Origin of the sequence: Flavobacterium sp. W1B, from assembly GCF_047344965.1 — a bacterium.
In the GTDB taxonomy this organism is placed as follows: domain Bacteria; phylum Bacteroidota; class Bacteroidia; order Flavobacteriales; family Flavobacteriaceae; genus Flavobacterium.
This window is the reverse complement of sequence record NZ_CP178845.1, coordinates 1-25,139: the sequence shown is the minus strand read 5'-3', so window position 1 is coordinate 25,139 and position 25,139 is coordinate 1. Positions and strand designations below refer to the sequence as shown.

The following is a 25,139-nucleotide window of genomic DNA, read 5'->3' as shown; positions in this document are numbered from 1 at the left end:
TTTTTTTATGAGTTTTTTTAGCCTTCTTCTCGATCTACGGCATGAGTCTTTTTTTGATTTCTTTTGCGATAACCTTTTCTGTAATTGCGAATGTCTCTTTTTTGTTTTTTCTGAATTCTTTTATAAAAGAAGCAATCCCATCTTCTAGTTTTTCGTGTTCGCTTCTAAATTGATGAGAATCATATTTAAATGGATCATCAATAAGTTCGGCCAGATGTTTCAAATGCTTAGCGGTTTTCTCGAGTAATGAATCACATTCTTTGTTTTCTTCGGTTAATCTTTTTGTCAGGCCTCTCATTTCATCCAAGTTGTCTTTTTGGATTAGTGCAATAAAATATTTGTCAACAAGATGGTTCAAGAATTCCAAATCTTCATTATAGAATTTCAAATCAGATTGCCAGTGTTTAGTCAATATATATAATTGTTGCCATTCTGCTTGCCAAGTAAAATCACCTTTTGGTCTTTGTCTTAAATTTTCCATGATAACTATTTATTGGTTAAATATTCATTTCAATGTATAAACGTTTTTTGCTGGTGTATTGCGATAAAGAAATTACTAGTTTTTAAATATAAATAATTGATTGTAGGTTTGTCAAAAATATTTCTTAAAACACTATTTTTTCGATTAAAAAGGGTATTAAATTTACGAAAAAAATTGAAGAATAATGGAATTGAAGAGTTCTATTTCTTGCTTTTTTTAAAGCAAAAAAACTACTATGCTTTTAGTTATGCAATGTAGTTTTCTGATTGTGTTTCTTGCTTTTGTTGGAGATCAAGGATGGAGTTTATGCCTATAATTTCGTTAGCCAAACTGAACTTTATCGAGTTATTAAAAAAAAACAGCATTCCGTTAAGGAATGCTGTTTTTTTATTTTAATCCAGTCTTTCTACTTTTAGAATTTCTAGTTTTTTTTCTTCGTCTTCGAAAGCCCAATTAATGATATCACCTACTTTGCAGCCCACTAGTGCTAATCCCATTTTAGTTAGTATCGATTCGGTATTGTTTCTTTTTTTTGCTTTATCCGGAGCAACAAAAGTATATATTTCTTCTTGATCAGTATCAAGGTTCTTAACGGTCACACGTGCATCTATAGTCACAATGCCTTCGGGTAAGTTTTTTCTAGTTACCTGTTGTGCATTTTTAAGCTGTAATTTTAAAATTTCCTCTTCTGTAGGAGTTGCTTTTTTTCTTCTAATATGGTCTTTTATTAGATCATAAATACCGGTTGTTAAAATAATATTTTGTGACATTTTCTTCTTTTCTTAGTACCAATGCTTTTGATGAGTTTTGTGAACGACCCAAGCATTAAATATCAATTGTCCTTACAGGATTGATATCTAATGATAAAAAGCTACACCAATAGCTATTGACGGTTTAAAATTATATGTAAAGGATATCTGAAGATTTCCCTGCCTTGGGTTAGACAGGGATTAATATATAAATTCTTTTGAACTTTTTAGAAAAAGTCGTCGTGCAAGTAGGACAACGGAAAAAGTAGTCCTAATACGCAAGTGTTTTTATGAAAAAATGTTTGTTTGTTCATTGTTTTTTCAACTGAACGACTAAGTTACGAAATTAAATGCGCTTAAAAAAAGATTTTAATAAATATAGCGATTAGTTCATTTTTTAAGTGAAAAGTCGATTGTTATCGTCGTTAATTGGGAATTTTAAGCTCTTTTTTTTAGCGGAATAATGTCAAAATGCACCGTGTATATGTGAAGTATGGTTTTACGTAAAATAGAATTAATGTAAATTAGAGCTAGAAGTGTTAAAAAGTAAAGTCTTCAGAATATATTTTGCAATCTTTGAACTCAAAAAAAAAATAGCATTATGAGCAAGACAAAATTAATCATCAATCGTAACGGATCTATAAAAATAGAAGGTGATTTCGAAATAATGGATCAAGAAGGTAGCGTTTATGGACTGCAAGGTAGAGCTGCATTGGGACTTTGCCGTTGCGGATTATCCTCTAATAAACCTTTTTGTGATGGTTCTCACCGCAATAATTTTGAGCATGATGCTGAGGCATTTGATTTGCCACCTATGAAAACGAATTAAGAAATTTCGTTTTCTATTTAGAAGATAAAAAAGCTGCATTTTTATAAATGCAGCTTTTTTATTTTTACGATAGCATTGTGGGAAAGCTGGAATCTCTGTTTGCATTTTTTCTGGAGATTGAAACGGATGACCCGACCGGAGCTTTTGCGGAGGGCACGCCCAAAAGATTTTAGATTGCAGATTTACGATTTTAGATTATGTTTTGAAATTAGAATTCTAGTTGAAATGTTTCGGATTAGAATTTTCAAAAAAAGTATATCTTTAGCCAAACCAAAATCAAAACCAATTTTATATGCAAGACAACAAACCAGAAGATTTTAAAAGAGAGCTCGGGCTTCTCGACGGAACCATGCTCGTGGTGGGCTCGATGATAGGTTCAGGAATATTTATAGTGAGCTCAGACATGGTTCGTCAACTGGGTTCTGCCGGCTGGCTCATCGCAATGTGGGTACTTACAGGACTTACTACCGTAATTGCTGCTGTGAGCTATGGCGAGTTGAGTTCGATGTTTCCCAAAGCTGGCGGTCAATATGTGTATATCAAAGAAGCTTACGGAAAACTAATTGCTTTTCTTTATGGTTGGAGCTTTTTTGCCGTGATTCAAACCGGTACAATTGCCGCGGTGGGAGTGGCCTTTGCTAAGTTTACCGCTTATATCTTTCCTTCTTTTAGCGATACCAATATTTTATATGAATTAGGTGGTTTTAAACTCAATGCTGCCCAAATTGTTTCTATTGTTACCATTGTTTTTTTGAGTTATATTAACAGTCGCGGGGTGAAAAACTCCAAAATTCTACAGACGGTACTTACGTTAATCAAAATTTTATCTTTATTAGGATTAATTGTTTTTGGGTTTGTGGCTGCCAAAGCGGAAGTTTGGGATGCCAACTGGACCAATGCCTGGGTTTCTGCTTCGCTTGACACAAGCAGCGGAAGTTGGATGCCTATCAGCGGAACCGCATTGATTGCGGCTATGTCGGCAGCACTGGTAGGATCTATGTTTTCTAGCGTTGCCTGGGAAGGAGTGACTTTTATTGCCGGTGAAATTAAAAATCCAAAGCGCAATGTGGGATTGAGTTTGTTTCTGGGGACTATGACGGTATGCATTATTTATGTTTTGGCAAATCTGATGTATCTTGCCGTTGTGCCTTTGCATGAAATTGCCACGGCCGAATCTGATCGTGTGGGCGTGGTGGCTTCACAATATATTTTTGGTTCTATTGGAACGCTGATTATTGCTGTGATGATAATGATTTCGACTTTTGCCTGTAATAACGGTTTGATTATGGCAGGTGCACGTGTGTATTATACAATGGCTCAGGACGGTGTTTTCTTTAAGAAAGCCGCTCAATTGAACAAAGCCAGTGTTCCGGCTTGGTCTATTTGGGTGCAGTGTTTTTGGGCTTCGGCTTTGTGTTTGACAGGGAAATACGGTGATTTATTGGATTTTGTGGTCATCATCGTTTTGATATTCTATATCCTGACTATTCTAGGAATTTTTATTCTTCGCAAGAAAATGCCAGATGCCGAAAGACCTTATAAGGCTTTTGGTTATCCGTTTTTACCGGGGCTTTATATTGTTGTTGCAAGTGCAATTTGTATTGCCTTGTTGTTTACTAAAACGAGTACCAGCGGTTGGGGAGTTTTGATAATGTTACTGGGTATTCCAGTTTATTATCTTACAAAGGCAAAGGAATAGTTTTTTAGGGATTAGAAGTCAGTGTTAAGATTGAATGTTTCTATATGGTGAAAAAAGCTGTTTTTTAATATTAAGGCCAAAAAAAATCCGTCTCGTTGTATAAACTTGACGGATTTTCTATTTAATTCAGGCTGGGTTGCTGTAAACTTTAATCTAAAACTTGAACTAAAAACTAAAAACTAAAAATTTGAAACCGCAACACCCAACCTGTAAACAGTAGGCTAGTAATACGTAAAACGTCTTACTTTAGCAATATATTTGGCCAAGCGAATGACTTGGTGACTGTAACCATATTCGTTATCATACCAAATGTACAATACGATGTTCTTTCCATCTGCCGATACAATGGTGGCGTTGCTATCGTATATTGATGGCGCCGATGTACCCACGATATCCGAAGAAACCAATTCGTTATTTAAAGAGTATTTGATTTGTTCGACCAATTCTCCTTCTAATGCGTATTTTTTCATGATAGCATTGATTTCTTTAATCGAAGTTTCTTTGTTTACTTCAAGATTCAATACTACCAAAGATCCATTAGGAACTGGAACACGAATGGCATTTGACGTTAGTTTACCTTCTAATGACGGTAAGGCTTTTGCAACAGCAGTTCCTGCACCAGTCTCAGTAATAACCATATTCAAGGCTGCAGCTCTACCACGACGGTATTTTTTGTGCATATTGTCTACTAGATTTTGGTCATTAGTATAAGCGTGGATTGTTTCTAAATGCCCTTTTACAACTCCTAAAGTGTCTTCAACAGCTTTTAGGATTGGCGTAATAGCGTTTGTCGTGCAAGATGCCGCAGAGAAAATGTCGTTATCATCTGGATTATATTCGTTTTGGTTTACACCGTGAACGATATTTGGTATGCCTTTTCCTGGAGCGGTCAATAAAACTTTATCAGCACCTTTAGAAACCAAATGTCTGCTTAAGGCTTCTTTGGTGGTAAAAGCACCTGTGTTGTCAATAATCAAAGCGTTGTCGATACCATAAGCCGTATAATCAATTTCTTCTGGAGCGTTTGCTGTAATTACATGAACAGTTGTTCCATTGATGATTAAGGCATTGTTTTCTGGATCAGCAGTAACAGAACCTTCAAAATCGCCATGAATAGAATCATAACGCAATAAGGAAGCTCTCTTTTCTAGGGTTGAAGCGTCATTTTTATCTCGGGTTACAATGGCTCTCAATCGCAATTGATTTCCTTTTCCGGTTTTTGACATTAATTCTCTGGCTAATAAACGTCCGATTCTTCCAAAACCATAAAGGACTACATCTTTTGGCTGAATTTCTTCAGAGAATTTAGCATCTTTCAATTTGTCCAATACAAAATGTCTTGCATCTGGATATTTTTCGTCTTCTAATAGGTATTCGTAAGTCAGTTTACCGATATCTAATTTTGAAGGCGGCAAGTCTAATTCTAAAACGACTCTTGCAATTTCTACCGAATCAAAAACAGTAATTGGTTTGCCCACAAATTCGCCTGCATATTGATGTAAGTTGATAATCTCACTTACGTTTTTATCGAGCAATTGATTTTTGAACAAAACCATTTCTATGGATTTGTCATACCATAAATCACTGATGATTTTGATTAATTCGACTCCTGCACGACGCCTGTCAACTTGAAATGAAATTTCTTTTTGGTACAAAACAGTATTGTTCATAAGATGAAAATTTGTAAAAATTGAGTTACTCTTTTTTTAAATTTGGCGCAAAAGTACCCATTTCAATCGATTTCGTAAACTATTTTGTGAGTTTTTTTAATAAAAAAAGCCAACTTGTTTTTTTTACAAGCTGGCTTATGTTTTTGAGAGATCGAAAAGTTAGATGATGATTCGAATCAGTTCCCCGTGTTTATTGATCATTTCGAGACGAATGCTTTGGCTATCTTCTTTTTTATTCAATAATTTGGAAACCATTTCAATGTCCGTTGCTTTTACATTATCGATACTCAGAATTATATTTCCTTTTAGTTCGCCTTCATATTGCATCAAATTTTCATTGGTGATGGATTTAATTTTTACACCGTAATTAATATTAAATTTCTTTTTATCGAAAGCATTTAGGTTTTCTAATTCTATTCCTTTGAATTCCGTGCTGAAAAATTCGTTTTTGCTCAAGACTACAGTAACATTTTTGTTTTTTCCATCTCTGATAAAAGTAACTTCTACCTCGTCATTGGGTCTTTTGGTGTTAATATAACCCGAAAGATCGGCATAAGTTGAAATATTTTGCTTGTCTAGTTTTACAATAATATCTCCTTTTTGAAGTCCGGATTTAGAAGCTCCGGAATTTTTTGTCACATTATTAATGTAAAAGCCTTCCGTTTGCTTAATACCCAGTTCTTTAGATGCCGTAGCATTCAATTCTCCACCTTCTACACCTAAAATTCCTCTTTGTACATTGCCGTATTCCATTAGGTCTTCGATGATTTTTCGGGCAATATTAGAAGGAACCGCAAAGGAATAACCTACATAGGAACCCGTCGTGGAGGAAATCATGGTGTTGATTCCGATTAAATCACCGCGGGTATTAACCAGAGCGCCACCGCTATTCCCAGGGTTTACGGCGGCATCCGTTTGGATAAAGGATTGAATTCCGCTGTTTCCTATGTTTCTGGCTTTGGCCGAGACAATTCCGGCAGTAACGGTCGAATTTAAGTTATAAGGATTCCCAACTGCGAGTACCCATTCGCCAATTTTAACAGAATCAGAATTTGCAAATGCAGTATATGGTAATTTCTCGTCGGCGTTAATTTTTAAAAGGGCAATATCCATTTTTGAATCGGTGCCAACGAGTTTTGCCTTGTACAATTTTTTGTTGTTCAGGGTAATTTCAATTTCTGAGGCGTCTTTTATCACGTGATTATTGGTCACGATATAGCCGTCTTCAGAAATAATCACTCCGGATCCTGTTCCTACTTGTTCTTGGGCTTGTCCTCCTTTGTAGCCGTAAAAATATTCCAGCATGGGATTCGAAATAGTTTTATAAGATACATTTTTTACGTGTACTACGGTGTGTATGGTTTTTTCGGCCGCTTCCGCGAAATCCAGTACTTCGCCGGATAAGCCCACTTTTTTGGCATAGGAATCACTGGCGAGGCTTGTTATCGAATTTCTGTTGGATGAAAAATAACCATTGGTGTCAAATAATAATTTGTAAGCCCCTAAAGTCATGGCTCCGCTTAATAAAGACACTAAAAAAAGCTGAGAATACTGTTTCATAATAGAGTTGGTTTTACGTTATTTGTTGAGTAAAAATAGCGTTAAATTGGTTTTTTATAAAACAGTTTAACGCTCTTTAACAATGATTAACTTTTAGTTAATAGTTCGTACTTTTGTGAAATACAATTTAAAGACAATGCAAATAGAATTTTATAAATACCAAGGAACTGGAAATGATTTTGTGATGATTGATAATCGTTCCAATACTTTTCCAAAAGAAGATATAAAATGTATTGCCCATTTATGTGATAGGCGATTCGGGATTGGCGGTGATGGACTTATTTTATTGGAAAATGATCCAGAAGCCAATTTCAAAATGGTGTATTACAATTCTGATGGAAATCAAAGTACCATGTGCGGTAATGGAGGAAGATGTTTGGTGGCTTTCGCTAAAAAACTCCATGTAATTGATAATAAGGCAGTATTCAACGCCATTGATGGATTGCACCATGCCTCTGTGAGTGAAGACGGAATCGTTTCGTTACAAATGATTGATGTTACGGATATTAAAAAAGCTACTGATTACACTTTTTTAAACACGGGTTCTCCTCATCATGTGCAATTGGTTGACGATCTGGAACATTATAATGTAAAAGAAAAAGGCGCCGAAATTCGTTATGGTGAATTATACGGAAAACAAGGAAGCAATATCAATTTTGTTAAAAAAATAGACGAAACCACTTTTTCGTTGCGTACTTATGAAAGAGGTGTTGAGGATGAAACATTAGCTTGCGGAACGGGCGCAACGGCAGTTGCTATTGCTATGAATGCCACCGGAGCAACTCAGGCTACTTCGATTGATCTGAACGTAGAAGGAGGGAAATTAGTAGTTTCTTTTGATAAAAAAGACAATCAGTTTACCAATGTTTACCTGAAAGGACCTGCCGAATTCGTTTTTAAAGGAACGATAGAATTATAGTCTAAAGGCTCATTTTAAACCCCAAACCTCAAAATGATAACTTTAAAAGGTGAAAATATTTATATACGAGCATTAGAACCCAATGATTTGGAGTTTATTTATGCCATAGAAAACGATCAAAGTATTTGGGAAGTAAGCAATACTCATACGCCTTACAGTCGTTTTTTAGTGAAACAATACCTCGAAAATGCCCATCAAGATATTTATGAAGCCAAGCAGCTGCGATTGGCTATTTGTCAGGATGAAGACTTTCCTGCTGTTGGATTGATTGATTTGTTTGATTTTGATCCAAAGAATAATAGAGCAGGAGTTGGCATAGTGATACAAGGGAATGGAAACCGAAATCAGAATATCGGTTCGGAAGCATTGGAGTTATTAATCCATTATGCTTTTCATAGTCTCAATTTACATCAATTATATGCAAATATAGGTACCGAAAATGTAGCAAGTAAAGCTCTTTTTACTAAATTTGGCTTTCAATGCATTGGCATAAAAAAAGATTGGAATCTTGTAAATGGCAATTATAAGGATGAAGCAATTTTTCAATTAATTAATCAACAATTTTAAATTTTAAATTTTGAACTTTAAAAAAATCATTTCAATAGTATCAGTTGTTATAGTCACCGGATTAATCGTTTATGGATTTATTTTGATTAAACAAATTTTTTCGGCTAACACTAAATTTACTGAGCAGGAAGTATTTGTTTATGTACCCACGGATGCTAGTTACGAAGCCGTAAAAAAAATAGTTTCGCCTTATGTAGAAAACATAGATCGATTTGAAATGGTGGCAAATAAAATGAGCTATCCTGAAAATGTGAAATCAGGGCGTTTTTTATTCACAAAAGGGATGAACAGTTATGCATTGGTGAAAGCCATGAGAGCTAATATTCCCGTAAAATTAGCCTTCAATAATCAAGAGCGTTTAGAGAATTTTGCAGGTCGCGTTGGTTCGCAAATCGAGGCGGATAGTTTATCATTACTGACTTCTTTTAAGGATTCTATTTTCTTGAAAGAAAATGGTTTTAATGAAGAAAATGTTTTGGCAATGTTTATTCCCAATACCTACGAAATTTATTGGAATACATCGGCAGTAAAATTTCGAGAGAAAATGATCAAGGAATACCGTAATTTTTGGAATACGGAACGTGTTGCTAAGGCTAAAAAACAAGGATTGACTCCTATTGAAGCTACAATATTAGCCTCTATTGTACATAAAGAATCGGTTAAGAAAGACGAAAGACCTAGAATAGCTGGAGTTTACTTGAATCGTTTGAGAGTAGGGATGCCACTTCAAGCTGATCCTACAGTTATATATGCCATTAAAAAAAGAGACAATGATTTTGACCAAGTGATAAAAAGGGTTTTTTATAATGATTTAACAATGACTTCTCCTTATAATACTTATATGAATACGGGACTTCCTCCAGGTCCTATTGCCATGCCGGACATAACTGCTCTGGAGGCAGTCTTGAATCCGGAAAAGAATGATTTCCTTTATTTCTGTGCTAGTGTAGACCGTTTTGGTTACCATGAATTTGCGGCTACTTTAAAAGAGCATAATGTAAATGCTAAAAAATATTCGGATTGGATCAACAGCCAAGGAGTAAAAAGATAGTTTTGAAGAGTAAAAAAAGGTCCCTTTTTTTACTCTTTTTAGTTTTGGGATATTATAGCGCTTTTGCTCAAAATACAATTGACGGTTTTTTGACGCCTTCTGACAGCTTAAATGTCAAAAAGAGAAACACAGTAATCATCTCCGAAATCGCTCTGGCTTCGGGAACTTTGGTAGGTTTGGACCAACTTTGGTATGCAGATTATCCCAAATCTAAGTTTCATTTTATAAATGATAATGCCGAATGGTTGCAAATGGACAAAGTAGGACATTTCTATTCGTCTTATCAATTGGGCAGGTTTGGTGCCGAAATGCTAGAATGGAGTGGAGCTGAAAAAAAGAGCAACTACTTTATGGATCAGGCTTAGGATTCGCATTTTTGACAGCTGTTGAGGTCTTGGATGGATTTTCATCAGAATGGGGGGCTTCTGTTGGAGATATAGTTGCAAATGTTTCGGGAACGGCTTTGTATGTTTCGCAAGAATTAATTTGGGACGAACAAAGGATAATTCCTAAATTCTCATTCCATACAACTCAATATGCTAAGTATAATCCCAATGTTTTAGGGAGTTCGCTGCCGCAACAGCTATTAAAAGATTACAATGGGCAAACCTATTGGCTTTCGGTCAACTTGCATTCTTTTTACAAAGATTCTAAAATTCCCAAATGGCTTAATTTGGCAATTGGTTATGGAGCCGAGGGAATGATTAATGGGAAGAGAGAAAATGATAACTTGTTTTTGACTCCAAAAACAGAAAGATTTAGACAGTTTTATTTGAGCTTGGATGTAGATTTGACCAAAATAGAAACAAGATCCCATTTTTTGAAAACGCTCTTTTCTGTTCTTAATACTTTAAAAATTCCTGCTCCCACAATTGAAATACAGCGGTTTGACCGAATAAAATGTCGTTTTATCTATTATTAGAACGGATGTATTGAGAAGTGTTTTTTTTGTTTTACATTTAGCTATAGAAAAATATCAATAAATCTTTTTTTATTGATTTAATTTAAATTAAAAGGTGATTTCTTGACAGAAATCTAACAATATCAGGGTTTCAGTTAAATTAATGATAATTCTAGAAAATATTAATGATACTGTAGAATTGGCGTAACCCACTTGGGGGAGGATTTTATTCTGGACTTTTTTAGTTATAACAGCATCAACTTATGCTAATTTAAAATTTTTATAAAACCTATTTGGTGATTTTTAAAGTATTTGAGATTCGTGTATAATTTAAAAGTTAAGTGTAAGGATATCAGTTTACTTTAGAAGAAAAAATCTATTTGAATTTATCGCTGTCTTTTTTAAAGAAAGAAAATCGCAATCATAACTTTAGAGCTAATGGTCTTGGAATTATATTGCTTTTTTGAAAAGATTAGTATTGAAAGAGCAAAAAAAATGTTTCTAAATTCTATTTCATTTGAATCATTTTTCTTTCAATTTTTTTTAAGAGACAAGCCAAAAATAGTATAGGTTAACAAAGCGGTTTAGTAGTTGTTAGTTTCTGTCTTTTTTTGAGAAGTTCGAGAAAATCTGGAGGCTAATTTTAGTCTTAGAATAGAGGACATAATTTGTGAGGCTAAAAGCAAAATTTTAAATGCAAATAGAGTGAATTAGTAGCATTTTTTTATCCGTTCTCAGATTCATTTTGACGACGTTTTTAACCAAAATCAAAACCAATTTTCCTTTTTTAAAGGGTACTTTTTTTGGGTTTTGGGTCTTGTTTTAATCACAATTGTAATGACGGAACGCTCTTCTAGAGAGAGACTTAAAGGGCTATGATTGGTTTTTAAATAAAGTTTAACATACTGATTATCAATATTATGAAAAACAATGGTATCTTTGCACCCAGAAATTTCATAACGGGACAGCGTTTTGAAGAAAAACAATTTATGATAAAGAAGTGGTATTTTTATACAAGTTTAACTATTATTATAGCTTTTTTAAGCTCCGGTTTTAAACCCCTTAAAATAGATTCAGATGAATGGTTTCTGATAAAAAACACAGATGGAATTCAATACTTATTTCCATCGCTTGAAGCAGATGATTACACCAATTTGAATATTCCTTTTACCGGAAATTTATTTATTGCTTTCAAAGAAGCAGTTGGTTTTAGAGAATCGGAAGGGAAATACAAGATGGTTAATTCTCTGGGTTATTTAGGAAAATACCAATTTGGTAACGAAACATTAAAGTCAGTAGGAATTCACGATACTACTTTGTTTTTAAAGAGTCCAAAGATGCAAGAAAGAGCTTTTGTGGCTCTTCTGTCAAAAAACAAGTGGATTTTGCAGGATGTAATCGATAAATACGAGGGTAAAGTGGTTGCTGGAATCTTAGTAACGGAATCTGGAATTTTAGCTGCGGCTCATCTCGGTGGTGCTGGTTCTGTGAAAAAATTCTTCAAAAGTAATGGTAAGCGATACTTTAGAGATGCTTACGGGACTTCGATAAGAAGTTATATGAAGGCATTTGGAGGATATGATACTTCAATAATAGAAGCAAACGTTAATGCTATTGCTAGTTTAAATTAATATAGCTTGTAAAAAAGTAAAAAGACAGCCAGATTTTGGCTGTCTTTTTTTGTTTAATGGTATTGTTTTAGTTTGATTTTAGAATTTCACCATTTGGACGAACTGTTAACTTGATGGTTTCTTTCCCTTTTTTTATTTTGAGATTATATTGTTTTTTAAGAATATCTCCTTTTTCTTGGGTGTATAAAAATTTATCGTTTACAATTGACCAATCAGGATAGGTTCTATATACAGAATGAATCACTTCGTTAGGAAGTTGAATATTTTTATATTGCTCCACAACGCGAGTTAGCTTTCCTTTATCGTCATAAGTTGCTGCCAAAGAGCCTTTTTTTGACTCCATTATCAATAAATAGGATTCATTACCTTCATAATCTTTACCGATGTCATAAGCTATAAATTTTTCTTGCATATTTCTGACATCCATATCGGGGTTTTTATCTGGAAGATATACTGAAAAATCAGAACCGACTCTCTTAATTACCACAGCTGGTAATTCTTCAATTTTAATTTTTCCTTGTTGTGTGTCTTTTTTTGTTTTGTCTTGGGAATAGGACGAAACGCATAAAGCTAAAAAGAGTAAAGTAATCGTAAATGATTTCATGATATTTAGATTAAAATTAATACTCAGAAAAGTTTTTTAAATAAAACCTCATTTTAATGAGAGTGTTTATTTTGGAGTTATTATGATTTATTTTGAGATAAATCTTTTATATAAAAAGTAATGCTATTTTGGGTAATAAAAAATGGTTGTTTAAGACAAAGAAGACTGCCTTAATTCTTTAAGGCAGTCTTGATTCATTTCTCTAGCTATTTGTCTTCTATGATTTCCCCATTAGCATTAACCACTAATTTTTGAGTTTGCTTGTCTTTTTTTATTTTAAGATTATATTGTTTTTTAACAATGTCTCCTTCTTTTTGGGAATATAGATATTTGTCATTTATGATTTCCCATCCAGGGAATTTAGTATAAACAGTATAAATTACTTTAGAAGGAAGTTGTATGCCCTTATAATTTTCCACAACATGAATTAATTTTCCTTTTTCATTATAAGTGGCTGTCAATGTGCCTCCTTTTACTTCCATGTATACTAGATAAGTGTCATAGCCTTCATAGTCTTTACCCAAGTTATAGGCAATAAAATGATCTTCCAGCTTTCTGACTTTTGGGTCTGCATTTCTGTCTGGTAAATAAACAGAAAAATCTTCCCCGGCACTTTTAATAACTACTGCAGGCAAGTTCTCGATACTTACATTGCCTTCTTCCTTATTTTTTTTATCTTGTGAGTAAGATAAATTTGTCAGTCCTAAAACTAACAAAGCAATAACATATGCTTTCATAATAGTTGATTTTAATTGTTTCAATCTTTACTATAGAATAAATTTTAAGGTCTATTGTTTGCTTCCCCTTTTTATTATTATTATTTAACTCTATAGTATGCATTTAAAAAAAAAGTCAATTTTGGAGCTTATTCTATTACAACTTATTAGGTAAGTATAAAGGTACTTAAAATGTATTTATCTGATAGTTAATGCTTTGCGTAATTTTTGTTAATTATGAAAGTCTGTTTTGAAATATTCTTCAATTTTGAATAATTTTATTATTTTATAATGATTAAATAAAAAAACAGCCTATTTTTTGTGTAATTTTTTTGAAGTTAAGTATTTTTCTAAATTACATTTCTGCTATAATTTTACCATCAGGCTCAACTGTTAATTTACGGGTTTCATCCCCTTTTTTTATTTCAATATCATATTGTTTTTTTAAAATATCTCCTTTTTCTTGAGAATATAAAAACTTGTCAGAAACGATTTCCCATCCATGAAATTTTTTATTAACGGAGTGAATTACCTTTGGCGGAAGCTTTACATTTATATAATTCTCAACCACGCGAACCAATGTGCCTTTTTCGTTGTAAGTAGCCGTTAATGTAGATCCTTTCATTTCCATATGAACTAAGTAAGTTTCATAGTCCAAGAGTTTTTTACCAAGATCATGTGCTATAAAACTATCTTGAAGCTTTCTAACTTTTGGATCCGGATTCCTATCTGCTAAATATACCGAAGAATTATCTTTAATACTTCTAATAGCTACTGTAGGTGAAATTTCCATACTAATATTGCCATTGTAAGGTTCTAGTTCTGTTTCATTCTGGGAATAGGATAAGTTTGTAAATCCTAAAAATAAAAAAACAATAATATACGCTTTCATAATAGTCGATTTTAATTATTAATAATATGCTGTTGAATGAATTTTAAGGCATACAGTTACTTCCCCTTTTCATGATATAAATTCATTCTAAAGTTTTTTAAATAAAGTTAATCTTTGGAAATTTTTTTGATAAAATCGTGGTTATCAATAAAGGTATTGTTTTTTAAATATCTAATAATCAATAAGTTGTGTATTTTTTTGTTAATTTGTGAATGCTATCAGAGGTGTTTTGTTATTGATAATAATAAATAGTACTTGTTTTTTTATCGATTGTTTAAATTGTTGGGTAATAACAAAAAAACACCAACTAAGTTGGTGTTTTTTTGTTCTTTTGTATCTTTTAATTATTGGCTATTCTCCAATCAAAATTTCCAATATTTGTATAGCAGCTTCACTAATTTTTGTACCAGGGCCAAAAACGGCAAGTGCTCCGGCATCAAATAAGTATTGGTAATCTTGGGCAGGAATAACGCCACCCACAACAACCATAATATCTTCGCGTCCGTATTTTTTTAGTTCTTCAATTACTTGAGGAACTAAGGTTTTATGACCGGCAGCAAGAGAGGAAACACCTAAAATATGCACATCATTTTCCACGGCTTGTTTAGCTGCTTCGGCTGGAGTTTGAAATAAAGGACCAATATCTACATCAAAACCTACATCTGCATAACCAGTGGCAACTACTTTGGCACCACGATCGTGTCCGTCTTGCCCCATTTTGGCAATCATAATTCTAGGGCGACGACCTTCTTGTTTAGCAAAGGTATCGGCTAGTTGTTTTGCTTTTTCGAAGCTTTTGTCGTCTTTTATCTCTTTACTATACACACCGCTAAAGGATTTAATTTGTGCTTTATATCTTCCAAAAACTGTTTCTAAGGCATCACTGATTTCTCCCAAAGTGGTTCGGTTTCTGGCAGCGTCTACGGCAAATTCTAGTAGATTTCCTTCTCCGGTTTGGGCACAAAGAATTAATTTTTTTAGTGATTCCTGTACTTTTTCGGTATTTCTGCTTGCCTTAATACGATCTAGTTGTTCTAATTGTTGCTTGCGCACCATTTGGTTATCGACATCCAAGATATGCAAAGGATCTTCTTTATCCAATCGGTATTTGTTGACACCTACAATAATATCTTGTCCGCTATCAATACGGGCTTGTTTTCTGGCTGCTGCTTCTTCGATTCTAAGTTTTGGTATTCCGGCTTCAATGGCTTTGGTCATGCCTCCAAGTTCTTCTACTTCTTGAATCAGCTTCCAGGCATTTTCGGCAATTTCATGGGTCAGATTTTCTACATAATAGCTACCGCCCCAAGGGTCAACCGTTTTTGTTATTTTAGTTTCTTCTTGTAAAAATATTTGGGTATTTCGGGCAATTCTTGCAGAGAAATCCGTTGGTAGGGCAATGGCTTCGTCAAGAGCGTTTGTATGCAAAGATTGTGTTCCGCCAAAAGCAGCAGCAGCAGCTTCAATGCAGGTACGGGCAACATTATTAAACGGATCTTGTTCTGTTAGACTCCATCCGCTGGTTTGGCAATGAGTTCTTAATGCCAAAGATTTATCGTCTTTGGGATTGAATTGTTTCACCAATTTGGCCCAAATCATTCTTCCAGCACGCATTTTGGCAATTTCCATGAAATGGTTCATGCCAATAGCCCAGAAAAAGGATAGACGAGGAGCAAATTCATCAATTTTCATTCCCGTGGCTAATCCAGTTCTGATGTATTCCAATCCATCGGCGAGAGTATAGGCTAATTCAATATCGGCTGTAGCTCCAGCTTCTTGCATGTGATAACCAGAAATAGATATCGAATTGAATTTGGGCATTTTCTTGCTCGTAAATTCAAATATATCAGCAATGATTTTCATCGAAGGACTTGGCGGATAAATATAGGTGTTGCGCACCATGAATTCTTTAAGGATGTCATTTTGGATGGTTCCCGAAAGTTGCTCTGGTTTTACGCCATGCTCTTCGGCAGCCACGATATAGAAAGCCATGATGGGCAAAACGGCGCCGTTCATGGTCATTGAAACCGACATTTCGTCTAATGGAATTTGGTCAAATAACACTTTCATGTCTTCAACCGAATCAATGGCAACTCCTGCTTTTCCTACATCGCCTACTACACGTTCATGATCTGAATCATAGCCGCGGTGTGTGGGTAAATCAAAAGCGATCGATAATCCCTTTTGGCCTGCGGCTAGATTTCTTCTATAGAAAGCATTACTTTCTTCGGCTGTTGAAAATCCGGCATATTGGCGAATTGTCCATGGTCTGCGCACGTACATCGTTGCATAAGGTCCACGTAAATTTGGCGCAAAGCCAGCCCCAAAGTCCAGATGATGGAGATTTTCAATATCTTTTTCGGAATAGTTGGGTTTTAATTCGATGCCTTCGGCCGTTAAAAAACCTTCCGTCAATGAATCTTGGTTTGAGGTTTTCGACTTTTGGCTGTCTAATTGAATATGTTTGAGGTCATTTCTGATCATTTTTGACACTAATTTAAGCGGTTTAATTAACTGATTGCAATGATTTGAAATTATTCTAAATCCAGACGTTCTTGTTCTGTTTTCTCCGCCAAGCGTTTTTCGATTATCGGAGTAATCAAGGTTTTTCTGGGTTTGATTTTTACAAAAGGAAATAGTTCTAAATCCTGTTTCATCTTGTCATCTTTATTGGGGTACTTATTGGTTCCTAATAGTACCTCTTTTCCTGAATCATAGAGTTCCTGCTCTTTATCGGCACTTTCCTGGATTTTTCTTTTGATGATTCCTTCGTTCAATTGTTTCAAGAATCCTCCGTTAGCTTCGATGTCTTTGAATAAAACCAATGCTTTTTCGGCCAATTGGTTAGTCAATGATTCGATGTAATAACTTCCGTCTGCAGGATTGTTTACTTTATCAAAATAACTTTCATTTTTAAGAACCAGTAATTGATTTCGGGCTATTCGATCACCAAATTCATTGTCTTTATGGTATAAAGAATCATAAGGTAAATTTGCAATAGCATCTGCACCTCCTAATATTGCTGACATGCACTCGGTAGTGGTACGCAGCATATTTACATTGTAATCGTATAATGTTTTGTTGCGTTTGCTTGGAGAAACCAAGAGATGGCAATCGAGATCGTGGTTGTACTCTTTGGCAATTAAATTGAATAATAATCGAAATGCGCGCAGTTTTGCAATTTCAAAAAAATAATTGGTTCCCACGGCAATCTCAAAAACGATGGCTTGGTTGATAATAGGAATTCTATTAAAATATTCATTGGCATGCGCCATGCTATAGGCAATTTGTTGCACTAAATTCGCACCAGCGTTTTGATATAAGCCGGAATCGATGCTGATAATGGAACTGTTAGGGATGCTTGTAGAAAGTAAGTTAAGTGAATCAAAATTATTTTTTTCACTTGTAGTAAACCAATTTCCTTCTCTGGCTAATTGCCCAATAGGATCTATATTATAGAATATTTTCGCCTCTTTCTGTCTTGCAATAGTATCTATTTTTTGGACGAAATCGATTGAGAGAAAATTCAAATTAAAGTAAACAGCTACTCCTTTTAAAGGTAATTTTTCAAGAAGTTTCGCGATGTTTGTGGTTTCATCCTCAATGGTAAAACGAAGACTTTCGGCACCTCTGTTTAGGGTGTCTAAAGCTCTTTCGATAGATTTTTCCATATCGAAAACAAAAATATTTTGGCAGATTTTAAAATCGGATGCCTTTGTGGTAACCGGAACCGGGTTTGTGAATTCGTCTTTATGGTAAAAAGGTTTTACCTTAATATCCTCGGGGGAATTCCAAATTAAGGTTTCATTGTAATCCGCGCCTTTGAGCTCAAACTGGATTTTTTGTTTCCATTGTTTGGAAGAAACGGGATCGAAATCTTCGAATAAATTACTGTTCATTTTGATTCTGATTTTTAATAATTCAAGATTTATTATTTTTTTTCTATACTGTCACCTTCAAACTCAATCAGGTATATATCCTCGTTGTCCTTTTTCATATAGTACTTTTCGCGAGCATATTTTTCTATTTGTTCCGGATTTTTGAGCTGTTTGATTTGCTCTTCATCTTTCTTTATTTCTTGTTGGTAATATTCTTTGTTGTCCTCAAGTTCATTAATCTGATTGTCTAAAATTCGATGATCAAAATAAGAATAGTTATCCAAGAAAAGCATCCAGGTTATGAAAAACAGTAAAACCCATATGTATTTGTTACTTAGGAATTTGAACCAAGGTTTGTTTTTGTATGGATTTGTCATTTTATTTTGTTTTTAGCCCCGATTGCAACGAAAATCCTTTATATTCTGAACTTGTTTCAGGATCCTGAAACAAGTTCAGAATATAAAGATTGAAGTGTAAAGCGGGATTAGCTCCTGAAAATTGTAATGTTATAAAATTACAAAAAATTATAGAATTTTTTGATTTATGACGGCACGAACCACATCTATAGCAACTGTATTGTATTTGTCATTTGGAATAATGATATCGGCAAATGCTTTTGTAGGCTCTATAAATTGTTCATGCATTGGTTTTAATGTCGTTTGGTAACGGCTTAAAACTTCTTCCATGTCGCGACCACGCTCAGCAATATCGCGTTTTAGACGGCGAATTAATCTTTCGTCAGAATCAGCGTGAACATATACTTTGATATCAAAAAGTTCTCTTAATTCGGCATTTGCCAAAATTAGAATTCCTTCTACAATCATAACTTTTCTGGGATGGGTAAAAACGGTATCATCTGTTCTATTGTGGGTCACAAAAGAATAAACAGGCTGATCGATGTTATTTCCGGCTTTTAATTCCTTGAGATGTGCAACCAATAATTCAAAATCAATGGCTCTTGGATGATCAAAATTGATTAAGGCTCTTTCATCAAATGATAGTCCGTGATTTTCTTTATAGTATGAATCTTGCGAAATAATACCTACTTCTGCTTCCGGTAACTCATTCATAATCTGATGAACTACGGTTGTTTTCCCGCTTCCCGTTCCGCCTGCAATCCCTATAATAAGCATATAATATTGTGTTATAATTGTTGGGGCAAAAATAGGAATTTTATTGGGAGCGAATTTTGTTTTCTAATAAATATTTAGTTTGCTTATCAGTTAAGGTAAAGAGCCAATCAGGCTCATTATTTCAAACCTTTATTGTTTGTATTTGTTTTGTGTTTTTTATCTGTGAATGAAATTCTGGAGTTTTATTATCGGCATTTTTTTATACAAAAAGAGGAAGTCTTTTCAGGCTTCCTCTTCTAAAAAAGAATTCAGATCTTAATTATTTATTCTTTTTTGCTTTTATCATCATTTCCAGTTGATCCCAAAGTTCTTCCGGAATGGCTTCTAATAGATTAAATTGCCCGGCACCCTTTAACCATTCGCCACCATCAATAACCACAACTTCACCATTTACATAAGCTGAGAAATCAGATACTAAGTAGGCTGCCAAATTGGCCAATTCTTGGTGGTCGCCAACACGTTTTAGAGGTACTTTTTTTGACATGTCAAATTTCTGGGCTAAATCTCCCGGCAATAATCTGTCCCATGCTCCTTTAGTAGGGAATGGTCCCGGGGCAATAGCATTGGTACGGATGCCGTATTTTGCCCATTCTACGGCAAGACTTCGGGTCATGGCGAGAACTCCGGCTTTTGCAGTGGCGCTTGGCACAACATAGGCAGAACCTGTCCAGGCATAAGTAGTTACTATATTTAAAACCGTTGCAGATGTTTGTTTGGTATCTATCCAGTGTTTACCAAAGGCCAATGTACAGTTTTTAGATCCCTTAAGGACAATATCAATTATAGTATCAAATGCATTGGCAGATAATCTCTCGGTTGGAGAAATAAAATTTCCTGCGGCGTTATTCAATAAAACATCTACTTTTCCAAAGGTTTTCAATACGCCTTGTAGCATACTTTCAACTTCTTCGTAATGACGCACATCGCATTGTAGCGGCAGACAAGTACCTCCGGTTTCGGCTTCTAGTTCCGCTGCGGTGTTTTTTAATTTTTCTAAATCTCGAGATGTAATTGCGACTTTGGCTCCTAATTCTAAGAAGTATTTGGTCATTGCTTTTCCTAGGCCACTGCCACCACCAGTAACAACAATTACTTTGCCTTTTAGAGCATCATCGCGTAGCATTTTATCGGTATAACTCATGTCGTTTTATTTTTTGAATTGTAAATATATGAAATAAATATTATGCACGCATAATAAAAAAAGAAACAAAAGCCGGATTGTTATATAGCGCACAGTTTTTTAGCAGCTTGCTCAAGTGTTGCATTGTCTTTGGCAAAACAGAAACGAATCAAATGTAGATCTTTTCCATCGGCATAAAAAGTAGAGATGGGTATGGCGGCCACTCCATATTTGCTGATTAATGTTTTACAGAAATCCACATCATTTTCATTTGAAATGGAAGCATAGGATGCAACTTGAAAATAAGTTCCTTCGCAAGGCATCAGTTCGAATCGGCTTGTTTGAAGTAATTCTCTGAAATAATCTCTTTTTTTCTGGTATAAACTTCCAATTTCCTGAACAGAAACCAAGTCTAAATAGTCACTAATGGCGACTTGAGAAATACTGTTGACGCTAAAAACCAAAAACTGATGCACTTTTTTGATTTCTTTCATCAGATATTCGGGAGCTACAAGATAACCCACTTTCCAGCCTGTAACATGAAATGTTTTTCCGAATGAGGAAACCATCACGGTACGATTTAGGAGTTTTTCTCTGGTATGCGCCGAAATATGTTTTTTCTCGAAAGTAATGTATTCATAGACTTCATCCGAAAGCACAATGATTTCCGGATAATTATGTAGTAATTTTTCTAAGGCATCAAAATCCGATTCGCCTAGAATTTTCCCAGTCGGATTATGCGGATTGTTGATGATAATCATTTTGGTTTTTGCAGAACAGGCTTTCTCAATTTTTGTCCAATTAGGGGTATAATCATCATTTAGAGATACACGTACCGGATTAGCATTGCTCAATAATACAGGAACTTCATAACAATCATAACTAGGATCTAAAATGATTACTTCGTCATTTGTTTTTACCAAAGCCTGAATTGTGGCAAAAATTCCTTCTGTAGCGCCCGCAGTTACCAGTATTTCACTTTCGGGCTGAATGATTCTTCCATACGATTTTTTGACAAGGGCAGCTATTTTGGAAAGTAATGGAGGATAGCCAGCCATCGGAAGGTATTGATGCACATTTTCTTTGGCGAGTTTGGCAACGATATCTGTTAAACGCTCATCCACCGGAAAATTTGGAAATCCTTGCGAAAGATTGATAGCATTATATTCGGAAGCCATCTTTGACATTAACGTAAAAATACTTGTGCCAATATTGGGAAGTTTAGACATACTTTTTTTTTTAGTGATCTAAAAGTAAGTAAATGCTTCGAGTTAAGAAAATGTAATTCTTGGATTTATAAAAAACCAAAGCATCTCTTTTGAAATGCTTTGGTTTTTTGATTTATTTTTTAGGAATCGGTATATCGGAATTTGCCATATCTCTAATACAAATGTATTTTCCGTCTTTTTTCTCAAAGAGACTCATAAAGGTTCCGCTCATCATTTTTGTATTTGTCGAATCCGAGACTTGATATCCACCAACTTCCACAACCTGATTTCCATCATTGGCTATATGAACTTCTTTGGTTTTGAAGGTTATTTTGGCTCCTTTTGGAAATTTAGCCAGTTCTTCTTTTATTGATTCATGAATCGCATTCTTGCCCATTAATGGCATTTTATTGTTAGAATAGCTTATGGCATCATCGGCATAATAGCTGATTGCCTCTGTGTTTTTCTCATTAAAAGCCTTGGCAAAAGCGTCTTCCATTGCTTGAATTTCGCTTTTAATTCGCTCTTTTTCGGCTGCGACCATTGGGATCTCTCTTTCTTGGCAAGCTATCATCAAAGAAATAATAGCGATGACAAATGCTCCTTTAGATATCTTGTTTTTCATAATTATATTTGGTTTTAAATTTAATTAGGAATAACTTTTTGGAGATTAAGGGAGGATAAAATTAAATATATTTTATTGATAATCAGTTTTATTTGTGACTATTTTGTGTTCTGAATTGATTCGGAGAATTATGAATAAAAAAATCCTGAAAACTATAACTTGAGGGTATAGTTTTCAGGATTGATTATGTTTTTAAAATTACATTTTATGAATTATAAAAATAGTTGGGCGTTTATGTAAATCGATTGACTCTTTTTTCCAAGCTGAAATTTTCTTAGTCTTAATATATTCTGTAGGCAAAGTGATATCAGTTGCTATACATAAATGTGTTTCGGGATGTAATGTTTGCAAAAGATCTTCCAACAATTTGTTGTTACGATAAGGGGTTTCAATAAAAATTTGAGACTGATTTTTTTCGAATGATATTTTTTCTAAGTTTTTGAAGCTTGCTTTTTTCTCGTCTTTTTCAATAGGCAAATAGCCGTGAAATGTAAAGCTTTGTCCATTCATCCCCGAGGCCATCATAGCCAAAAGGATAGAAGAGGGTCCTACTAATGGCACCACTTGGATTCCTTTTTCATGAGCCAGTTTTACGATTACTGCACCGGGATCGGCAACGCCTGGGCATCCGGCTTCGCTCATTAAACCCATGTTTTTTCCTTCTAATAATGGTTTTATGAAATCGAGATGTTCTTTAGTTTCGGTGTGTTTGTTTAAGGTAAAAAGCACTAAGTCGGGCTGTTTTTTCTCAGGGCTTACGGCTTTGATCGATTTTCTCGCCGTTTTGTCGTTCTCGACAATATAGTAGTCAATGAGATCTATAGCTCTTTTGATCGTTTGTGGTAAAACGTCCATAGGGTCGCAATCTCCCATTGTGGTAGGGATTAAATAGAGTTTTCCTAAAAGAGTAGCTGATTTCATTGAAAGTTTTTATTTTTTATTCTGATTATAAGATGTAATGGGCAAGATAAAATGCGAAACAAATATTTTTTTAAAATAAAAATTACCGATGTTTCTCTATTAATTTTTCGGCGATGATGTCACAAACTTCGTCAAGCATCTTGTATACGATTTCAAATCCGTTTGGCAATCCAAAATAAGGATCGGGTACATCTACATTTTCGTTTGGGAACAATTCATCTAGGATTATCTTCACCTTATTTTTTTGATCGGGATTTTCAGATAGTTCAATTACGTTTTCGTAATTAGATTGATCCATGACATAGATATAATCGTAGGTTTCAAAATCTGATTTTTGAAATTGTTTTCCTCTTTGATTGGAAATGTCAATATCGTATTTTTTTGCTGTAGCGATAGAACGCACATCAGGAGATTGACCAATATGCCATGAACCTGTACCGGCAGAGTCAACCCTGAATTTGTCTTTTGGAAGTTTTGAGGACAAAATACCTTCGGCCAAAGGCGATCGGCAAATATTCCCCAAACAAACCATTAGAATTTTTACGGACATGGTGCTTTTATAGCGTTAATTTTTTATGGATATCTTCAACAAATTTTTTGAATTGTTTATCGGTAGCCACTAAGTTGTCAACTGTTTTACAGGCATGCAAAACGGTAGCGTGATCTCGGTCTCCAATTTGAGAACCAATGTTTGCTAAAGAAGCTTTGGTGAACTTTTTAGCAAAAAACATAGCCAACTGTCTTGCTTGAACTACATGTCTTTTTCTGGTTTTTGATTGAAGTGTTTCGATGTCTAATTGGAAATAATCTGAAACGATTTTTTGAATGTAATCGATAGAAATCTCTCTTTTGACATTTTTGACAAATTTTTCAACAACACTTTTAGCCAATTCAATGGTTACTTCTTTTTTGTTGAAAGAAGACTGTGCAATCAATGAAATAATAGCACCTTCAAGTTCTCTAACATTTGATTTAATGTTACGAGCCACATATTCTATGATTTCCTCAGGAATCTCTACACCATCACGGTACAATATATTTTTCAGGATTGAAATCCTGGTTTCATAATCCGGTTGATGCAACTCAGCTGATAATCCCCATTTGAAACGAGATAACAAGCGTTGCTCGATATCTTGCATATCAACTGGTGCTTTATCAGAAGTTAGGATAACCTGTTTTCCGTTTTGATGTAAATAATTGAAAATATGGAAAAACACATCTTGCGTTCCTGATTTTCCAGAAAGGAACTGAACATCATCAATGATTAAAACATCAATAAGTTGGTAGAAATGAATGAAATCATTTCTATTGTTCTTCTTTACCGAATCAATATATTGTTGGGTGAAAATTTCAGCTGAAATATATAAAACTGTTTTTTCAGGATATTTGTCTTTTATTTCTACTCCTATAGCATGAGCCAAGTGCGTTTTACCCAAACCTACGCCACCAAAAATCAATAAAGGATTGAATGATGTTCCGCCAGGTTTATTGGCAACAGCCATACCGGCAGAGCGCGCCAGTCTATTAGAATCTCCTTCAAGGAAATTATCAAAACTGTAATTGGCATTTAGTTGGGATTCAATTTTTAAATTTCTAATTCCTGGAATTACAAAAGGATTTTTTAATTCTGGATCTAGGTTTTTAAAAGGAGCGTCAACATTTTGTGGTTTCATTGGAGCCCGATTAGCACTTGGCAACTGTTCCGTAAAAGGTTGTTTATTGCCATAAGTGTTCTCCATTTTGATTTTATAAAGTAACTTCGCATTTTTGCCAAGTTCTTTAGTTAATGCCACTTTTAATAATTTCACATAATGTTCTTCTAGCCATTCGTAGAAAAATTTACTTGGAACTTGAATGTACAATGCGTTATCGGTAAGTTCAACTGATTTGATCGGTTCAAACCAAGTTTTGTAGGCTTGATCTTGAATGTTGTCTTTGATAAAAGACAAACAGTTTTCCCATACTGATTGAGCAGTTTTGTTCAT

Annotated in this window: 23 protein-coding genes and 1 pseudogene; 7 read left to right on the top strand and 17 right to left on the bottom strand. The window is 34.5% G+C overall.

The window, feature by feature from the left end; translation table 11 throughout:
* Window positions 1-34: 34 nt before the first annotated feature.
* Together ACMDB5_RS00120 and ACMDB5_RS00115 are read right to left on the bottom strand one after the other, a co-directional pair.
* Window positions 35-481 carry a hypothetical protein gene (locus tag ACMDB5_RS00120; RefSeq protein WP_413999030.1) on the bottom strand — a complete coding sequence of 149 codons (447 nt, stop codon included), beginning with the start codon at window positions 479-481 and terminating at the stop codon, window positions 35-37.
* A 392-nt stretch (window positions 482-873) separates the two neighbouring features.
* Window positions 874-1,251: a GreA/GreB family elongation factor gene (locus tag ACMDB5_RS00115; RefSeq protein ID WP_413999029.1), complete on the bottom strand. Its 378-nt coding sequence runs from the start codon at window positions 1,249-1,251 to the stop codon at window positions 874-876.
* A 580-nt stretch (window positions 1,252-1,831) separates the two neighbouring features.
* Between ACMDB5_RS00115 and ACMDB5_RS00110 the strand changes: the two genes are divergently transcribed.
* The gene (locus ACMDB5_RS00110) at window positions 1,832-2,059 is read left to right on the top strand and encodes a CDGSH iron-sulfur domain-containing protein (RefSeq protein ID WP_413999028.1); all 228 of its coding nucleotides are present in this window, start codon (window positions 1,832-1,834) and stop codon (window positions 2,057-2,059) included.
* A gap of 292 nt (window positions 2,060-2,351) precedes the next feature.
* Window positions 2,352-3,758 carry an APC family permease gene (locus ACMDB5_RS00105; protein WP_413999027.1) on the top strand — a complete coding sequence of 469 codons (1,407 nt, stop codon included), beginning with the start codon at window positions 2,352-2,354 and terminating at the stop codon, window positions 3,756-3,758.
* 221 nt (window positions 3,759-3,979) lie between these two features.
* Here ACMDB5_RS00105 and ACMDB5_RS00100 read toward each other — a convergent pair whose 3' ends face one another.
* Both ACMDB5_RS00100 and ACMDB5_RS00095 read right to left on the bottom strand, forming a co-directional pair.
* The gene (locus ACMDB5_RS00100; RefSeq protein ID WP_413999026.1) at window positions 3,980-5,428 is read right to left on the bottom strand and encodes a glyceraldehyde-3-phosphate dehydrogenase; all 1,449 of its coding nucleotides are present in this window, start codon (window positions 5,426-5,428) and stop codon (window positions 3,980-3,982) included.
* Between the two features lie 159 nt (window positions 5,429-5,587).
* Complete coding sequence (locus ACMDB5_RS00095) at window positions 5,588-6,988, bottom strand: trypsin-like peptidase domain-containing protein (protein WP_413999025.1); 1,401 nt, start codon at window positions 6,986-6,988, stop codon at window positions 5,588-5,590.
* A 136-nt stretch (window positions 6,989-7,124) separates the two neighbouring features.
* On the opposite strand from ACMDB5_RS00095, the gene dapF reads away from it, so the two are divergent.
* The 5 genes and pseudogenes from dapF to ACMDB5_RS00070 all read left to right on the top strand — a co-directional run bounded on the left by dapF (window position 7,125) and on the right by ACMDB5_RS00070 (window position 12,057).
* Window positions 7,125-7,907, top strand: a complete 783-nt coding sequence (gene dapF, locus ACMDB5_RS00090) for a diaminopimelate epimerase (RefSeq protein ID WP_413999024.1) — start codon at window positions 7,125-7,127, stop codon at window positions 7,905-7,907.
* 33 nt (window positions 7,908-7,940) lie between these two features.
* A complete protein-coding gene (locus ACMDB5_RS00085; protein WP_413999023.1) occupies window positions 7,941-8,474 on the top strand; it encodes a GNAT family N-acetyltransferase in 534 nt (177 codons plus the stop codon).
* Between the two features lie 10 nt (window positions 8,475-8,484).
* Complete coding sequence (gene mltG / locus ACMDB5_RS00080) at window positions 8,485-9,525, top strand: endolytic transglycosylase MltG (protein WP_413999022.1); 1,041 nt, start codon at window positions 8,485-8,487, stop codon at window positions 9,523-9,525.
* Window positions 9,526-9,527: 2 nt separating this feature from the next.
* Window positions 9,528-10,447, top strand: a pseudogene (locus ACMDB5_RS00075) (DUF2279 domain-containing protein).
* A gap of 968 nt (window positions 10,448-11,415) precedes the next feature.
* Window positions 11,416-12,057: a peptidoglycan-binding protein LysM gene (locus tag ACMDB5_RS00070; protein WP_414000396.1), complete on the top strand. Its 642-nt coding sequence runs from the start codon at window positions 11,416-11,418 to the stop codon at window positions 12,055-12,057.
* A 67-nt stretch (window positions 12,058-12,124) separates the two neighbouring features.
* On the opposite strand, the gene ACMDB5_RS00065 is transcribed toward ACMDB5_RS00070, so the two are convergent.
* The 13 genes from ACMDB5_RS00065 to dnaA all read right to left on the bottom strand — a co-directional run bounded on the left by ACMDB5_RS00065 (window position 12,125) and on the right by dnaA (window position 25,139).
* On the bottom strand, window positions 12,125-12,661 hold the full coding sequence (locus tag ACMDB5_RS00065) for a hypothetical protein (protein ID WP_413999021.1): 537 nt from the start codon (window positions 12,659-12,661) through the stop codon (window positions 12,125-12,127).
* 206 nt (window positions 12,662-12,867) lie between these two features.
* Window positions 12,868-13,398 carry a hypothetical protein gene (locus ACMDB5_RS00060; RefSeq protein ID WP_413999020.1) on the bottom strand — a complete coding sequence of 177 codons (531 nt, stop codon included), beginning with the start codon at window positions 13,396-13,398 and terminating at the stop codon, window positions 12,868-12,870.
* A gap of 334 nt (window positions 13,399-13,732) precedes the next feature.
* Complete coding sequence (locus ACMDB5_RS00055; RefSeq protein ID WP_413999019.1) at window positions 13,733-14,269, bottom strand: hypothetical protein; 537 nt, start codon at window positions 14,267-14,269, stop codon at window positions 13,733-13,735.
* 351 nt (window positions 14,270-14,620) lie between these two features.
* A complete protein-coding gene (gene scpA / locus ACMDB5_RS00050) occupies window positions 14,621-16,753 on the bottom strand; it encodes a methylmalonyl-CoA mutase (RefSeq protein WP_413999018.1) in 2,133 nt (710 codons plus the stop codon).
* 50 nt (window positions 16,754-16,803) lie between these two features.
* Window positions 16,804-18,168 carry a methylmalonyl-CoA mutase subunit beta gene (locus ACMDB5_RS00045; protein WP_413999017.1) on the bottom strand — a complete coding sequence of 455 codons (1,365 nt, stop codon included), beginning with the start codon at window positions 18,166-18,168 and terminating at the stop codon, window positions 16,804-16,806.
* Between the two features lie 32 nt (window positions 18,169-18,200).
* The gene (locus ACMDB5_RS00040) at window positions 18,201-18,524 is read right to left on the bottom strand and encodes an FtsB family cell division protein (protein WP_413999016.1); all 324 of its coding nucleotides are present in this window, start codon (window positions 18,522-18,524) and stop codon (window positions 18,201-18,203) included.
* A gap of 147 nt (window positions 18,525-18,671) precedes the next feature.
* Window positions 18,672-19,280 (bottom strand): uridine kinase, encoded by a 609-nt coding sequence (gene udk, locus ACMDB5_RS00035; protein WP_413999015.1) that lies wholly within the window; start codon window positions 19,278-19,280, stop codon window positions 18,672-18,674.
* 259 nt (window positions 19,281-19,539) lie between these two features.
* Window positions 19,540-20,421: an SDR family oxidoreductase gene (locus tag ACMDB5_RS00030; protein WP_413999014.1), complete on the bottom strand. Its 882-nt coding sequence runs from the start codon at window positions 20,419-20,421 to the stop codon at window positions 19,540-19,542.
* A gap of 80 nt (window positions 20,422-20,501) precedes the next feature.
* A complete protein-coding gene (locus tag ACMDB5_RS00025; protein ID WP_413999013.1) occupies window positions 20,502-21,629 on the bottom strand; it encodes a methionine aminotransferase in 1,128 nt (375 codons plus the stop codon).
* Window positions 21,630-21,741: 112 nt separating this feature from the next.
* On the bottom strand, window positions 21,742-22,233 hold the full coding sequence (locus tag ACMDB5_RS00020) for a YybH family protein (protein WP_413999012.1): 492 nt from the start codon (window positions 22,231-22,233) through the stop codon (window positions 21,742-21,744).
* 198 nt (window positions 22,234-22,431) lie between these two features.
* A complete protein-coding gene (locus tag ACMDB5_RS00015) occupies window positions 22,432-23,154 on the bottom strand; it encodes an SAM-dependent methyltransferase (protein ID WP_413999011.1) in 723 nt (240 codons plus the stop codon).
* 82 nt (window positions 23,155-23,236) lie between these two features.
* On the bottom strand, window positions 23,237-23,704 hold the full coding sequence (locus tag ACMDB5_RS00010; RefSeq protein WP_413999010.1) for a low molecular weight protein-tyrosine-phosphatase: 468 nt from the start codon (window positions 23,702-23,704) through the stop codon (window positions 23,237-23,239).
* A 7-nt stretch (window positions 23,705-23,711) separates the two neighbouring features.
* Window positions 23,712-25,139: a chromosomal replication initiator protein DnaA gene (gene dnaA / locus ACMDB5_RS00005; RefSeq protein ID WP_072939759.1), complete on the bottom strand. Its 1,428-nt coding sequence runs from the start codon at window positions 25,137-25,139 to the stop codon at window positions 23,712-23,714.